The 15,815-nt window shown below is 29.4% G+C and carries 12 protein-coding genes; 10 read left to right on the top strand and 2 right to left on the bottom strand.

From position 1 onward, the window contains the following. Positions 1-131 precede the first annotated feature (131 nt). The 8 genes from Q1A15_RS14535 to Q1A15_RS14500 all read left to right on the top strand — a co-directional run bounded on the left by Q1A15_RS14535 (position 132) and on the right by Q1A15_RS14500 (position 11,053). Positions 132-1,478 (top strand): microtubule-binding protein, encoded by a 1,347-nt coding sequence (locus Q1A15_RS14535; RefSeq protein ID WP_299625400.1) that lies wholly within the window; start codon positions 132-134, stop codon positions 1,476-1,478. A 74-nt stretch (positions 1,479-1,552) separates the two neighbouring features. After that, positions 1,553-2,599 (top strand): hypothetical protein, encoded by a 1,047-nt coding sequence (locus tag Q1A15_RS14530; protein WP_299625396.1) that lies wholly within the window; start codon positions 1,553-1,555, stop codon positions 2,597-2,599. 34 nt (positions 2,600-2,633) lie between these two features. Further along, complete coding sequence (locus Q1A15_RS14525) at positions 2,634-2,897, top strand: hypothetical protein (RefSeq protein WP_299625393.1); 264 nt, start codon at positions 2,634-2,636, stop codon at positions 2,895-2,897. A 14-nt stretch (positions 2,898-2,911) separates the two neighbouring features. Then, positions 2,912-4,873, top strand: a complete 1,962-nt coding sequence (locus Q1A15_RS14520; protein ID WP_299625390.1) for an AAA family ATPase — start codon at positions 2,912-2,914, stop codon at positions 4,871-4,873. 5 nt (positions 4,874-4,878) lie between these two features. Continuing rightward, entirely contained in the window at positions 4,879-5,325 is a 447-nt protein-coding gene (locus tag Q1A15_RS14515; RefSeq protein ID WP_299625387.1) for a hypothetical protein, read from the top strand. Between the two features lie 30 nt (positions 5,326-5,355). Next, positions 5,356-5,940 carry an NUDIX domain-containing protein gene (locus Q1A15_RS14510; protein ID WP_299625384.1) on the top strand — a complete coding sequence of 195 codons (585 nt, stop codon included), beginning with the start codon at positions 5,356-5,358 and terminating at the stop codon, positions 5,938-5,940. Positions 5,941-5,993: 53 nt separating this feature from the next. Next, positions 5,994-6,452 carry an RDD family protein gene (locus tag Q1A15_RS14505; protein ID WP_299625381.1) on the top strand — a complete coding sequence of 153 codons (459 nt, stop codon included), beginning with the start codon at positions 5,994-5,996 and terminating at the stop codon, positions 6,450-6,452. Between the two features lie 128 nt (positions 6,453-6,580). Next, a complete protein-coding gene (locus tag Q1A15_RS14500) occupies positions 6,581-11,053 on the top strand; it encodes a PAS domain-containing protein (protein ID WP_299625378.1) in 4,473 nt (1,490 codons plus the stop codon). Between the two features lie 6 nt (positions 11,054-11,059). On the opposite strand, the gene Q1A15_RS14495 is transcribed toward Q1A15_RS14500, so the two are convergent. Together Q1A15_RS14495 and Q1A15_RS14490 are read right to left on the bottom strand one after the other, a co-directional pair. Continuing rightward, a complete protein-coding gene (locus Q1A15_RS14495) occupies positions 11,060-11,971 on the bottom strand; it encodes a helix-turn-helix domain-containing protein (protein WP_299625375.1) in 912 nt (303 codons plus the stop codon). A gap of 79 nt (positions 11,972-12,050) precedes the next feature. Beyond that, positions 12,051-12,971, bottom strand: coding sequence for a response regulator transcription factor (locus tag Q1A15_RS14490; RefSeq protein ID WP_299625372.1), 921 nt, complete (start codon positions 12,969-12,971; stop codon positions 12,051-12,053). A gap of 1,027 nt (positions 12,972-13,998) precedes the next feature. Here Q1A15_RS14490 and Q1A15_RS14485 point away from each other — a divergent pair. Together Q1A15_RS14485 and Q1A15_RS14480 are read left to right on the top strand one after the other, a co-directional pair. Further along, entirely contained in the window at positions 13,999-15,234 is a 1,236-nt protein-coding gene (locus Q1A15_RS14485) for a DUF6638 family protein (RefSeq protein WP_299625369.1), read from the top strand. A gap of 12 nt (positions 15,235-15,246) precedes the next feature. Beyond that, entirely contained in the window at positions 15,247-15,771 is a 525-nt protein-coding gene (locus Q1A15_RS14480) for a hypothetical protein (protein ID WP_299625366.1), read from the top strand. Positions 15,772-15,815: the final 44 nt, after the last annotated feature.

Below are 15,815 nucleotides of genomic sequence, written 5' to 3'. Positions count from 1 at the left end.
ATTTTTTAATTTTTATCTGTAACATTTTAAACTAAAACTCTACATATATTTGTTGATTAATTGTTTTAAATAATTTTTTTTAACGAAATTGCTAACTTTAAAAATTGTACAACTAAAAAAACTTACACGAAATGTCTGATGATTTTGATTTACTAGAAACAAACTCTAATGAGAGAACTGAAAAAGTAGATGTGAACTGGGGGAAAGCTATAGATACTATGAAATCTAAGCTAGCTCAAGAAGATGATCCACAAACACGTCAAAAAATATTAAATGCAACATTAGACGATGTTGTAAATATGGCGGAAAAGGATAGAACTACTTTATTAGATGCTATTAAAGACTTAACAGATTATCAAGATGAAGTAGGTATTATTTTTGAAAAATTCTCGTCTTTAAATGCTGAAGAGCAAAAAATTATTGACGATGCTCAAAAAGCCTTAGAAAGAGCAAGAATAGAATTAGAAGACGCACAAAATAAACCAGATACTTGGTGGAATAACCTTTGGGGAAGAAAGAGTAAAATCCAAAAGGCAGAAGAAGAATTAAAGAAAGCTGAAAAAACACGTAGTAGTGCAGATAACAAAGCAAAAGCTAAGTTTCAAGAGCGTATCGAAAGTGCAGATGTTCAAACATTATTAAGTGAATTATCATATAAATCTCAAGCAGCTGTTACACGTTTAAAGAACCGTGAAATAGAGATTAAAGAAGTAGAGGAAAAATTACAAACTGCGATTGTAGAAGCTTCTAAAAATCATACAAAAGCTTTAGAAAAGAAAAAAGAAGTAGAAGCTCAATTAGAAGAGCAGTATGCTTTATTAAAGCAAGCGCGTCAAGAATTAGAAGAAATTGCAGACAAGCAATCTACTGAGTATTCTGAAGCGATTGGAAAAGTTACTGGTTTAGAGCAAAAAGTAGAAGAGTTAGAAGGTTTAAAAAGTGCCTACACTACTTTAGCTGCAAGTAAAGATAGTTTCGTGCACAAACATAACTTAACGATTAAGGTATTAACATCTTTACGTAGTAACTTACAAACTCATAGAGCTAAATTAAAGTCAGATACAGAAGAGCGTTTAAAATATTACGATGGTTATATCGTAGCTTTAAAAGCTAGAACAGATCAAGAATTTGCTGCAATCTTAGAACACTTAGGTGTTAAAACAGATGAGCATATCGGTGAAACTTTAGCTGCAATGCATACTGCAAGTGCTAGAGCTCGTCAAGAAATGATGGACAATATTCCTGTACACGAAAAAGTAATGCAAGGTGTTTATAGTTCTTATGCTGAAGCTTTACAGGAAATTAGAGAGAAAGATTCTGAAATTCAGAAGAATTTTGCTGACCGTTATGGAATAGACATGAAAGAATTATTCGAAGATTATTACAAAGCTGATGGGGCTGCACCAAATGATGGTGGAGACGAGCCAGTGAAAAATAATCCAGAGCCTGAATCAAGTGACGACGATTTATTGTCATAAAAAATAATAGGCGGTAATTTTACCGCCTTTTTTATCCTAATATTTTAAGTTTTTTAGAAAATATCACGTAAAATATGATTGTAACCCCTTTAGATTCTGCAACATTAGATTCCAAAGAACAATATGTCTTTTATCATAAAATGCTAGATTTTGTGCTAAAAGAGTTGTTAGTCAATATTCAAAGGCAGAATTTATGTAGTCATCAAGAGCTAACAATCTTTAAACAATACTCAGATTTATTTTTGTATTCTATCGAAGCAATGCGTATTAAATATATGTATGATGAAGAAGAAAACATGAAGATAGATCTTACAGAATCTGGATTTCCAAATTATTTAGAATTTAGATATCTACATAATGATTTAGATTTAAGGAATGAGTATTTAGATAAGTTAGAGAATGTAGAAGATATTAAAAAGGAGTTTTTAGATACTTTAATACGAAAAAAAGAACCTGTAAAAAGGAGACGTTTATTTCAAGCATCCTCGATAGTATATTACAATTCTGTAAATCCGAAATACATATTCAAAAAGTTTGTTCAAGGTAAAGTAATTAATGCACCAGAAAATAGTCCAGCAAAATATATTACAAGTTGGAGTTTTTATGATGTTTCTGATAATAGACCTTATGTTTGTTTTATGTATTTTGATTATGAAGGAAGAAAATCTAACGACTTTAAAGAACCATTATACAAGGTTTTAAAAGAAACTGCAGATCGAAAAATGGCGTTAGATATGATGGCACATAATATCGATAGAAAACTTTCTGATATTCATCCGAAATATATTAAAAGATTAGATTTAGGTCCGTTACACAATGTGTTTGCAAAAGACGAAAATAAAATTACTCATGCGATTTTAGAAGGAATTGCTAAGAAGCAAATCCCATTAGAATCATATGCTTTATCATTTAAAACAGATGAGGTGTTCTCTGGAAGTACATTTACAGAGGGCGGTTTTTTCTCAAAACAAACCTATCAAAAATGGAATGATGTAGATCGAAGAAAATACGTTTTTGCACCACATAGAATCATTCAATTATTACATAGTAAAACCCCAGAGGTATTAAATAAGTTGGCGAAAGAACCTATACAAACTTCAGATTTAAAGATTACTATGTAATTATAAATTACATGTTTACTATAGAAATTCAAAAATGAATAAAGAAGGTCTTACAGATAAATCTACAGAAGAATTAACTTCTCTTTTGAAAAATAGAATAATGACTTATAGAATGCAATTAGGTCTTTTAATAGCTACTTATATTGGTTTTGGTTATGTCTACTTCTATTGGAAAGGTGATGTTTTTTTACCGCTGTTTACTTTAACTATGCTTTATTTATCAATGATTTATAAAGATTTTAAAAGTATAAAAGAAATAAAGAAAGAATTAAATTCTAAAGAAAAAGAAAATAAATAATCAACTAAAGAAAAATGGAACACAACTCAACTTTCCCAATAAAGAAAAATGAATTAGATGTACTTCGTGATGAAGCTAGCGGATATTTAAAAAGTATTCAATGGGAGCAAAGTCAACGTGCAAAAAATAAAGACAAAGATGCTAAAGATGAATCAATTTTATTGTTTTTGTCTAAGGCTAAAGGAGGAAGTGGAGGAGCAGAAATTACATCTGTTTCAAAAACAATATTAGCATTAAAGAAAAGATTATTACCAGATTCTATTGCAATTCCAGTGTTTTTAAATCAGACATTATTTGCTGTGCAAGAGGGAATTACTTTAGGGATTTGGATTAAAGATAGTTTTACAGATGCATCAGGTTTGTCAAGTTTATCTGAAAGAAAATCTGCATTAGATGCTAATGGAAGACGAGAGTTTGAAAGCAAAATGCAAACAGCAACAGCTTTCCAGTTGTTTGCAACTTCATATAAAATACTACACGATTTAAAACCTCATGCTTCAGATGATTTATCTGTAATGAAGCAGAAGTTTGCAGGAATTCCTGAAGTATCATTTTTAACACCTTTAAAAGGAATTTCTTGTTGTTTATTCTATTACGAAAAATATTTATCACATCCAGATATCATCAAATCTGATAAAGATGTGATAGATTTCACTGTAGTGTATTTCGAAGCTTTAATTGATGAAATCAATTTAAGAAAAAGTAGCTTAGAATATACAGAAACGATTATAGACAGAACATATAAGTTAGAGAACTCAGATTTTGCAGTTTCAGGATGGGAAAATACATTCAGCGGAACGGCAAAGAGTGTTGAGTTTAATAAAATTCAGTTCGAGCAAATTGTAGGAAATAAAGATGCGAAGCACTTCGCACGTCGTTTAACTGAACGTATGTTAAGTTACGATTTCGAAGCACAGAAAAACCCATTCCAAGAATTAGGCGGATTTATGCCTGTATTTATGGGATATGGAATTCCAGGTACAGGAAAAAGTATGTTAATCGCAGCGATTGCAACCCGATTAAAAGAACATTCAGATAACTTAGATATTCCGTTTTTATTTCACCCAATGCCAGGTACGTTGATTTCCACTTTTCAAGGAGGTTCGGCAGAAAAAATGGTAGAGTGGATGAAACCAATGCAAGATCCAACAAAATTAATTTTTGCACCAATTGATGATGCAGAAAATAATTTACAAGAAAGAACTGCACAAGGTGTTTCTGCTGGGGTAAAAGAAGTTATTGGTGTATTCTTACGTTATACTGAAGGAGCGTATGCTGTAAATTATGGAAACAGTTCTATCGGTTTATTCACGAATCTACCAGAAATGCTAGACAAAGCTGTTATTTCTCGTGTACAAGGAAGATTTAAAATTGACGGAGCAAGAACAGAGAATGATTTCTTAGATCAAGATCATATTTGGTGGAGAAAGTTTGAAAAAACAATGCCAGAATTTGTAAACATGGCTGGACCGTCTGGCTATAATTATCTAGCAGATCAAGGGTTTGTAAAAACTATGGGAGATGTGTTGAATAGTATTGAAAAACCTACAGAAGCTCGTGTACATGAAGTGTATGATCGTGTAGAAAAACAATACAAAACAAACGAACACATGTTCTTCGCAAGTTTATATAAAGAAATGCAGAAAGCGTTTCCGTTTTTCTCTTCAAGAGATGTTAGAAATATACAATCTGCAATTTCATTACGTTTAACGGATTTTGATTTAGAACAAGATTGGTTTGATAATCCTGAGATTTATTTCAAGAAAGATTATGAAACGAAATTCAATATGCTTAGAGAGTTAATGAAAGAGAACATGAAAGGATTAGATTTCTCTGAAATTAGAAGACAAGAAGTAGTTCGTTATTTAGATAATGTTGCCACTATTGCAGATACAGATTTTAAGCGTAAAGTCGATGCTAGAGTGAATCAAATGAATATTGAGTTAAAAGCTCGTGAGCAGTTTGAAAAGCGTTAGTGAAAATGGAAGAAAATAAAGAAGTTTATGATAAACTAATTCTTTTTTTACAAAACAATATTCAAAATAAAGAAGATGCGTATTTCAATATTTTTAGTGACTATTCTTCTGATGAAGAAGAAGAAGAACAACTAAAGATTAATGCAAATAAAACTGGTTTAGAGTTATTCGCTCTAGAATTATTAACAGCTAAAGATAAATTTGACAGTTTAAAAGAGCTTAGTGATGATGGAAGACTGATAAAACTAAAAACTTTAAATTGGTTTAATTATGAATACAATAGAGATATACTTACTTACGTAGAACCAAATTATAAGACAAGAAGTGAGATTGAAGCAAAGATTGAAAATGAAGAAAAAGATTCGTCAAGTTTTGGGTGTATACTTTTCTTGATTTTACTTTTAGTTTCATCGGTAGTCGGATTCTTTGAAATTATATCTTGGTTTGCTTAATGTTTAGTAAAAAAAAGAGCTAAAGCTAGAATGAAAAACAGACTTAAAAATATTACTCGTAGTATTTTGTCTAAAGATTGGGGAACACTTTATAAAGTTGATTTCGATTTTCTTTTTAAAGATGGAAGTTGGAAACGTCTTTCAAGAGAAAGCTACGATCGAGGTAGCGGAACCTGTATTTTATTATACAATAAAGAAAAATCTTCTGTTATTTTAACAAAACAGTTTCGCATGGCTATCTATGATGAAAACCTTCCAGAAGGAGGAATGTCAATAGAAGTATGCGCGGGATCAATTGATGATGGTGAAAATCCTGATGATTGTGTAATTAGAGAAGTAGAAGAAGAAGTTGGTTATGAAATAAAAAAGGTACAGAGAGTTTTTGAATCTTATATTTCTCCTGGTGCTACAACAGAAAAATCTTATATGTATGTTGCTGAATATACAGATGGTATGAAAAATTATTCAGGAGGTGGAGTAGAAGAAGAAGGAGAAGAAATTGAAGTGTTAGAGCTTCCATTTCATAAAGTCCTTGAAATGATTAAAGCGAACAAAATAAAAGATGCAAGAACGATAATGTTAATGCAGTATGCTCAAATAAATAATTTATTATAAGTTGAGGTTTAGAGTGAATTTTAAGTAAAATTATTTCAAAAAAGAAGTGAATAATGTTCGAAGAGTTTGAAGAAAAATATAAAGAACCAGAATTAGCTAGTATTCCAGTAAGAATACTAGCTTTTATTATTGATCTAGTATTGTTTTGGTTGGTTAGCTTGAGTTTTAGTTTGTTATTTGGAGAGAATTACGGACTGCTAAATTTTACCATTAAAGGTTTACCTGCATTATTTATGCTGGGATTATGGCTTTATCTATGGCCAATTAGTGAAGGATTGTACGGTCAAACTATTGGTAAAAGATTCATGGATATTAAAGTTATAGGAAATCACGGAAAGCCAATGAATGTTGGTAAAGGTTTCTTGCGTTTCCTTTTCGGTATGATAGATCTTTGTTTTTTACTAGGTATTTTAATAGCACTAATCGATAAAAAAAATAGTAGATTGGGCGATATTATTGCTGATACAAAAGTGGTAAAAAGTAAATATATTTCAAGTGTTAAATTAAGTTGAAAACCTTTGTTTTTGATTAGGTTATGTGTGTAAGTTTTTGATATAAAACTTTTTAAGTTTTATTTTTTTTCTCTTTTATTTCCTTTTTTTATTATAAACTATTATCTTTTACTATCAAATAAAAGTTAATGGGAAAAGACTACAGAGTAATTGGCATTGGAACGTCGGCTGGAGGATTAGAGGTGTTAAAAACCTTTTTTAGTAATGTGCCAGAAGATTTTAATCATGTTTTTGTAATTATTCAACACTTATCACCAGACTACAAAAGTTTAATGGTTGAATTATTAGCTAAGAATACTAGACTACCAATTCAAGAAGCTGTAACTGATGTAAAAATTCAACCAGGAAATATCTATCTTCTTCCTCCAAAGAAAAACATGACACTGGAAAGTGATCGTTTAATTCTTACAGACAGACCTAAAAAGAATACATTAAATCTTCCCATTGATATTTTCTTTAAATCATTAGCCGTTCAACAAAAAGAAAAAGCAATTGCCATTATTTTATCCGGTACAGGTTCAGACGGAACAAGAGGTATTCGTAAAATAAAAGAACTTGGAGGAATGGTTATTGTGCAAAATCCAGAAGATGCAAAATTCGATGGAATGCCCAATAGTGCAATCGCTTCTGGCTTTGTTGATGTAATTTTACCAGCCTTTAATATACCTGTAGAATTATCAAGTTTTATAGATTTTGCAAATATTTTAGAAGAAGAAAAGGATCAAGATTTAATCTTAAGTGATACTATTTTAAAAGGAATTCTACGTTTAGTAAATAGTAAAACAGGAATCGATTTTTCTGAATATAAAAGACCAACGCTTTACAGAAGAATCACTCGTAGAATGAGCGTAACTAAAACTAAGTCTGTTGGAGAATATTTAAACTATTTGCATGAACGTGAAAATGAAGCTGAAATATTACATAAAGAATTTCTAATTGGAGTTACCAAGTTTTTTAGAGATCAAGAGGCTTTTACTTTTATAGAAGAAGAAGTTATTCCTAAGATATTCGAATCAAAAGTTGATGATGAACCCATAAAAGTTTGGAGTGTTGGTTGTTCTTCAGGAGAAGAAGCATATTCTTTAGCGATTCTTTTGAACGAATATATGGATCAACATGGTATTGAAAGAGATGTAAAAATATTTGGTACCGATTTAGATATAGATGCTATTAATAAAGCGAACAGAGGTGTTTTTTCAGAAAGTATAATAGCAGATATAAATCCAAATCTTTTAGAAAAGTATTTTCATAAAGAAGGAGATTTATATGTGATTTCTCCACGAATCCGACAAAATATCATCTTTTCATATCACAATTCAGCACAAGATCCACCATTCAATAATATGGATTTAACGATTTGTAGAAACTTATTGATTTACCTACAAACTGAATTACAACAAAAATTACTATCAGATTTACATTACGCAACTGGTGTAAACAAATATTTATTCTTAGGTCCGAGTGAAACTCTTGGAGAAATTTCAAAATCTTTTAAAGCGTTATCTAGAAAATGGAAAATATACCAGAATATAGAAGCGTATAAAGGATCAGATTTTTCAAGAAGAAACTTCAAGAATACTACTAAAGAACCATCAAAAGCAGTTTATAATCAAAATAGACAAAGAACTATTGATCAAAAATTATCAGAAAGTTTATCCGGATTATTATTAGAAGAGTTTTCTGCATCGAGTATTTGTATAGATAGTAATTATGAATTAGTAAGTGCAGATGGAAACTTTAAAGAGTTTATTGAATTACCAGAAAAAAGGATTCGTTCATTTGATATTTTAAAAATGTTGCCTCAAGAGTTGTCTTTAGCTTTGAGTACAGCTTTGGTAAGAGTAGAACAAAAAAATGAAAAAGTTAGATACGATAACATCACATTTGAAAAAGACAATAAGAAAAATGTAGTCAGTGTTTTAGTTTCTCCTGTAGAGAGTTTATCGAATTATCGTAAGTTATATTTAATCATTTTTAAGAAAGAAAATACGTACTGCAATATAGACGCTAGTTTACCTGCTAATGCTAATTTTGACTACAATAAAATTAGTTCATTAGAGCAAGAATTAATAGATACAAAAGCAAACCTTCAGTCTAAAGTAGATGAAATTGAAGTATCAAATGAAGAATTACAATCTGCTAATGAAGAATTATTAGCTTCAAATGAAGAACTACAAACCACAAACGAAGAGTTACAAAGTGTAAATGAAGAATTACATACTGTAAATGCTGAGTATCAAGAAAAAATCTTAGAGTTAGTTCAGTTAAATGAAGATTTAGAAAACTTAATCCTTTCAGTAGATATTGGAGTTTTGTTTTTAGATGAAAACTTAATAATTAGAAGGTTTTCGCCATCACTAAGAAAGTTTATCAATATTTCTAGTTCAGATATAGGAAGTTCAGTTGTTAATTTCAATTCGAATCTTAAAGAAGCATATAAAAACAACTTTTTCAAGAATATCACTAAAGTAATTAACTCAGGGGAAATATATGAAGAGGAGGTTCAACTTATAAACGATTGTTGGTATCTGAAAAGGATAAATCCATTTATAAGTGAAAATAACAAGATAAGAGGAGTTGTAGTTTCTTTTGTAGATATTAACACCCAGAAACGTACAGAGTTAGAGTTATTGGATAAAGGAAAATTTTTAACCGAGCTTACAAGTTTAATGCCTGGTTTAATTTATGTATATAATTATGAAACCAATAAAAATGAGTACGCTAATAGAGATATCGCATCAGTTTTAGGCTACACAAAAGAAGAAGTTAAAGAGTTTGGTGAAACCTTTTTAGTTGATATTGTACATCCAGACGATATTGAAAGAGTGTTTGCTAATTTGGAGAAAATTCAAACATCTAAAAAAAATGTTACGCACGATATTGAATATCGAGTTCGACATAAAAACGGAAACTACATATGGTTACTTTCTAAAGAAGCTATTTTCGAAAGACTTCCTTCTGGAAAAATGAAAATAATTGGAGTAGCCAGCGATATTACACATGTAAAAAATACCGAAAAAGAGTTATTAGAAAAAACTACTTTCTTGTCGAAAGTCATAGATGTAATGCCAGGTACAACATATATCTATAATCAAGATACTCAGAAAAATGAATATGTAAATAAAGAAGTAGTTCAAGTTTTAGGATACAGCAAAAAGGATGTAGAAGATTTAGGGAATAATTTAATGGTTGAAATAATTCATCCGGATGATTTGAAAAGAGTGTCAGCACATCATCAAGCCATATGTGACTCAGAAAACGGAGATATTTTAGATTTTGAGTACAGAATGAAACATAAAGATGGCGGTTATCGATGGTTCTTATCGAAAGAAACAATTTTTGAAAGAATTGAAGGAACCGATAAAGTAAAGCACATTGGAGTAGGTACAGATATTACAGCTATTAAAGAAGTAGAAGAAAAGCTCAATGAATCTAATATAATGTATAATATTATTTTAGAAACAACATTAGCTGGGTATTGGGATTGGCACGTGACAGAGAATTATACATTTTATAGTTCTTCTTTTAAAGCAATGTTTGGGTTTGAAGACCATGAAGTGCCAAATTCACCAGATTGGTGGGCGCAGCAAATGCATCCTGACGATGTAGAACGTTCTTATGGAGTTGTTCAAGAACATATAGCATCTAAAGGAAAAACTCCTTTTACTAATGAAGCTAGATATTATCATAAAGACGGATCAATAGTTTGGGTATTCTGTAAAGGAAAAGTAATAGAGTGGGGAGAAAATGGAGAACCTTTACGAGTGGTAGGAAGTCATGTTGATATCACAAAAATTAAAGAAGCAGAGCAAAAATTATCCGAGAGTAATATTATGTACAATAATATTATTGAAGCAACATTAGCTGGATATTGGGATTGGTATGTTCAAGAAGGAAAAGCATATTATAGCCCGGCATTTAAAGCTATGTTTGGTTTTGAAGATCATGAAGTTCCTAATGATTTCGGTTGGTGGCAACAACAAATTCATCCAGATGATCTTAAAGGAGTTCTAGAAAATGCTGAAGAGCATATGAAAACCAATGGAGAAGTTCCTTTTATAAATGAAGTACGTTACTATCATAAAAACGGATCAATAGTTTGGGTACGTTGTAAAGGGAAAGTTGTTGAATGGGGAGAAAATGGAGAACCAATACGATTGGTTGGTAGTCACGTAGAAATTACAAACATTAAAGAGGCTGAAAGAAAGTTGTTTGAAACTAATAAAATGTACACAAGCATTATAGAAGGTAATCTTGTAGGATATTGGGATTGGCATGTGAAAGATAATTATGAATATTATAGCCCAGCATTTAAAGGAATGTTTGGTTTCACAGAAGAAGAGGTCTCAGATTCACCAGATTGGTGGAAGCAGCAAATGCATCCTGAGGATATAAATGAAGTACTTGAATTATTCGAACAACATATCAAATCAAAAGGAAAAATACCATATTCCAAAGAAGTTCGATATTACCATAAAGATGGTTCTTTAATATGGATATATTTCAATGGTAATGTTATTGAGTGGGATGAAAATGATCAACCACTTCGTGTTGTAGGAAGTCATGTAGATATTACTCGTTTTAAAAACGGAATTCACTAAGAGTTTTTATTTAAATAGTTGTCTAAATTCAAGAGGAGACATACCAGTATTCAACTTAAAAGAACGCTCAAAGTAGTTTAGAAATTTGAATCCTAAATTTTGAGAAATTGATTCTATAGAATCATCATTTTTTACCAATTGTACTTTAGCTTTTTCAATAATAAAGTCTAAAATATAATTCTGAGTATTTCTCTTTGTTTCCTTTAAAATAAGGTCATTTATATAGTTTTCAGATAAATCTAATTCATCAGCAATGAAAGCTTTCTTAGGCAAACCAAATTTTACTAATTTATTTTTAGTGTAATATTCTTCTAAAATAAAATCGACATTATTTAATGTTTCTTTATTAAAAATAGATCGCGTATTAAATTGCCTGTCGTAAAATCGAGAACACAAGTTTAATAATAAATTAAGTGTAGAAATAATTACAGTGTTACTATGATTATCAATTCTTTCATCAATCTCTTTTACAATTAGTCCAACACAATTCAAAATTACTTGTTGTTCAGAACCAGATAAATGTAAAGCTTCAGAATTATTGTAAAAGAAAAAATTATAATTATCTATTTGATCAAAAAGGATTGTGTTTTTAAGTAAATCTATGCTAAAAATTAGAAACCAACCAGAAGCGGCTTTAAGACAATTCTCATCAACTCGAGAGAACATTAAGCTAGGTTCAGTAAACGTCATAACACCTTCGGCAAAATCATAACTCTTTCTACCGAACAAATAACCACAACTACCATCTTTCATAGAGATTACAAACAAATCCATTTCTAAATTTGCATGTCTCTCATCTATATTATTTTTAATCTCATTTAATTGAACAAAACTAATCGACGGATGTTTGGGTTTATCTAAACTAAATATCTGATGAAACTCAGATATTGTTTTGATTATTGAGGGGCTATTACTCATAATCTTTGGGGTCTCTTACACAAAGATTAAAATAATACTTTAATTTTAAAAACACTAATTAGTTTAAAATAAACAGATTTTATTTATAAGATTTCTCTTTACGATATTGTTGAGGAGTTTTACCAATTTTAGATTTAAAAAACCTGCTAAAGTAATGCGGGTAGTTAAATCCTAATTTGTAAGATAACTCATTTATAGAGTATTGCTGTTTATTAAGTAATAGACTTTTAGATTTTTCAATAATAAAATAGTTAATGTAATCTTTGGTGTTTTTACCAGATTCTTTTTTTAAAATAGATGACAAATAATTAGGGGAAAGTTTTACATAATCAGCTACTTGTTGTACTTGAGGTATCCCTTTTTCAGCAAATAAATTATTGTCGTAATAAAATTTTAAAAAGTCATCAACCTTAGAGATAACATGACTATTTACGAGTACTTTTTCTTTAAATTGTCTTTCATAAGCTCTATTACAAAGATTTAAAAAAACTTCTAAAATAGATGACACAACAATATGTGTGTGGTTATCAAATTCTTTATTAAGTTCATTTTTTATAAAGTTGATACATTCTTTAATACTTTCCTGTTCTTTAACCGATAATACAAGGCCTTCATCTACATCATAACTAAAGAAACGGTAATTGTTTATTTTTTCTAACATAGGAGTGTTCTTTAATAGATCGTTATGAAACATTAAAATATAACCTTCAATATCATTTAACTCTTCAGTGATAGAGAAACTTAAACTTTGATTTGGTTTTGTAAAAGCTAAAACTCCTTTATTAAAATTAAAACCATGTTTACTTAAAAACAAGCCATTGGTATTGTCTTTAAGTGTAATTGTGTTAAAGCCTAGAGTAAATTTTGAATGAAGAGGAAAATTTGAAGTTTTAATTTCGGATAACTTTAAAATAGCAATATTAGAATTTTGAGGTTTACTCAAATTATACATCTTGAATAATTCAGATATTGTGTTGATATGTAAGTTATTCGTATTCAATAGTTTTTTCTTAAAGTTAAAGAAAAAAACTGAGTTTTTTAATTTTTTTATAGTTTTTAATTTTTTGATTGTTAGTTTTTTATGGGGTTTTTTTGTTTTTAGTACTACCCAAATTAGAGATAGTTCAATTTTATCTGTAATTGAAATATACTTTTTGGTTAGGTCGAAAAGAAAAAATGATTAAATTTATGGAGTTAAATTGTGTCTGTTATATACTACGATGGTTAGCTAGTGGACAGATTTTAAGAGAATAATTTCTACTGGTATAGTTGTAAATTGGGGGCAATCTGCACTTTATCATTGTTTCTTTTAAACAATTTAAAAAAAATAAGACTGTTTTTGTAATGAAAACAGTCTTATTATTCTTCTAGGTAACTTATACAAGTTACACAAAGATTAGCGTATATCGGGGGAATGATGCTTTTATAGTACTAATTTACAATATACTTACTTTATAGAATAACACTTATTTAAGAGATAACACAAAAAAACTACTGTTGTAGTGAAAAAAGAATGTTATGTGTTGGTTTTGTGTTTTTTGAGTGTTAAAAAAGTGTTTTTCCTGTTTCTTTTGCCCTTTTAATTAATTAAATTTGCAATACGTTAAACTCTTGTTTTGTATATAAAATCAAAAGTTTTTTAATGAATACTGGTTTAACGTAAGTTTAAAGCTAATTTAAGATATTGTAATTGGGGGATTATAATGTTATACTTTTGATCATAAATACAACAAGAAATTAATATAACCAAGGTCGTTTTGTTTTTACATAACGACCTTATTTTTTTATAATATAGTTTATTATCAATTGTTGTAAATCTACAAACGCTTTTATATTTCTTGCCTAAGGAATAAAATCTACTACATTTTGTGTAACTATTTTCTATCTACAGCTTCTAATAAGAAAAGGATTGCGATTATACCCATATTTAATTTATATTTGGATGGTACAAAAAAGCTTTAAAAAGATTTAATAAAATCAATGAGTTTAACTTATTGTTTTCAATCTAAACACTTGTTTTAATACTAATGCAAAAACTTAAAGAAGCAGATTTATATAAAGGAGAATTAATTCCTATTAGTGGTAAACTAGTAGAACGTTATAATAAATGTTTGGTGAAACTAGGTTTTACAGAAACCAAGTTAACCTCTTTTTTTATTGATGGAATAGGTTGGAGTCCTGAAGTTGCTGAAGAAAAAGAGGAAATTCATTACCTGAATAACGGAGAGGCAAATCCACATTGTATTATTATCACACCATTACAAAAAGGTTTACCAGTATATAATCCGTTTCATTCTTTCGATAGAGAGTTAATGAAACAAGTATTTAAAACACATCAGAGTAATATTGAAAATATAACTAGAGATTCTGCAATTTGTGTTGATTTTGATCAGAAAATAGACGTGTTCTACGAACCTTTAGATGTTTTAAAATATAAAGATGTAACTGTTCGATTTCGTTTGGTTGATAATTTAGATAAAGCTCAAAAAGAACAACTAGACCTTATAGAATTATTTAACAGAGATAATAACTTTATAAATGAAGAGATTCATCAGAAATTGTTAGATTCTGCTAATACATATGGAGATTTAAGAGAACGCGTTATTGATATTAAAGATATTACGTTTAATGTAGATTCTTTTTTTACTGAAGCATTTGGAGGAATATTTGTAATTAAAAGTTTTTTATCTCCAATTTTAGTTTTTCAGGATATAGATGCTTATAAAGAAGCAATTAAAGATGCGAGTCACGATGTGTTAATGTACCACATTGAGCATGATGAATTGATAGAAAAATTACGTTCGCATTTAATTATTGAATTTGATTTAGATTCTGAAATTACTAAGCGACGATACGAACGTGTAAAAAAGTTTTTACTATCTAAATACTTAGAAAATACTACTCACGAAGTAAAAGATATTTTAGAAGATCCAATGTTATTTAAGAGTTATTTAAATAAGATTGATATTAGTGCGAGAAAGAAAGTAATGAGTGTCGACAGATATCTAGAAAAGAAAAAATCTGGAACTTTCGTTAAAGTTGAAGATATAATCGATGAAGAAGTTCATGTAGCGTTGCATAGTCCACATTCATCATTAAAACCAAGCGAACAAGATCTAATTTGGAAACTTTTAGTAAGTATTTCTCCAAAAGATATTTTGTTTTTATACTGGTACGATAAAAAAGAATTTTACAATAAATATAAGAGTTGGAACGACTCAATGAAAGATTGGGTAATTCAAACGATTCAAAATAATATTTAAACACAAAAAATCATGCTAACACTAGAAATTATACTTTTTATAGCTGCCATTTTATTTGGTATTGTATGGTATTGGAAAGAGTCTAAAGGAAACGGAATTTATCGTTTCTTTAATAAAATATTCAATTCAAAAGAATTGCAAATGAAGGCTTCAGACACCAAAGGTTTTGTATACGGACAACCTTTTTTGTTACGCTTAGTATTCGTGTCAGTCTTATTTTTAATAGGAATTATGTTAGTACGTTTTTTAATTCCAATTGATATCGCTACGATATCTGCATTTGCGTCAATGATTGTAGGAACTTTAATAGGAACTTACGTAGCAGGTGGAGTTTTTAAATCAGCAGCAGTAATCGATGAGCATTCTGATTCCTTAGAAGATTTAGTGCAAAACACAATTGAAAAAGGTAGAGATTTTATTGAAGATTTAAAATCTGATACCAAAGAGGAAGTAAAAGAAGAAGCTAAAAAAGAAGAAGAACCGAAAGAAGAAAAGAAAAGTGCAAGAGATCGTTTAAAAGATAAAGGATACTTGTAGTTTTAAATAATATTAAAACTGATTTTCAGTAGAATATTTACTCT

The sequence above is a fragment of the uncultured Tenacibaculum sp. genome (genome assembly GCF_947495995.1).
GTDB lineage: Bacteria > Bacteroidota > Bacteroidia > Flavobacteriales > Flavobacteriaceae > Polaribacter.
Note: the sequence above shows the minus strand (reverse complement) of the source record. Positions and strands in the feature narration are given on the sequence as shown.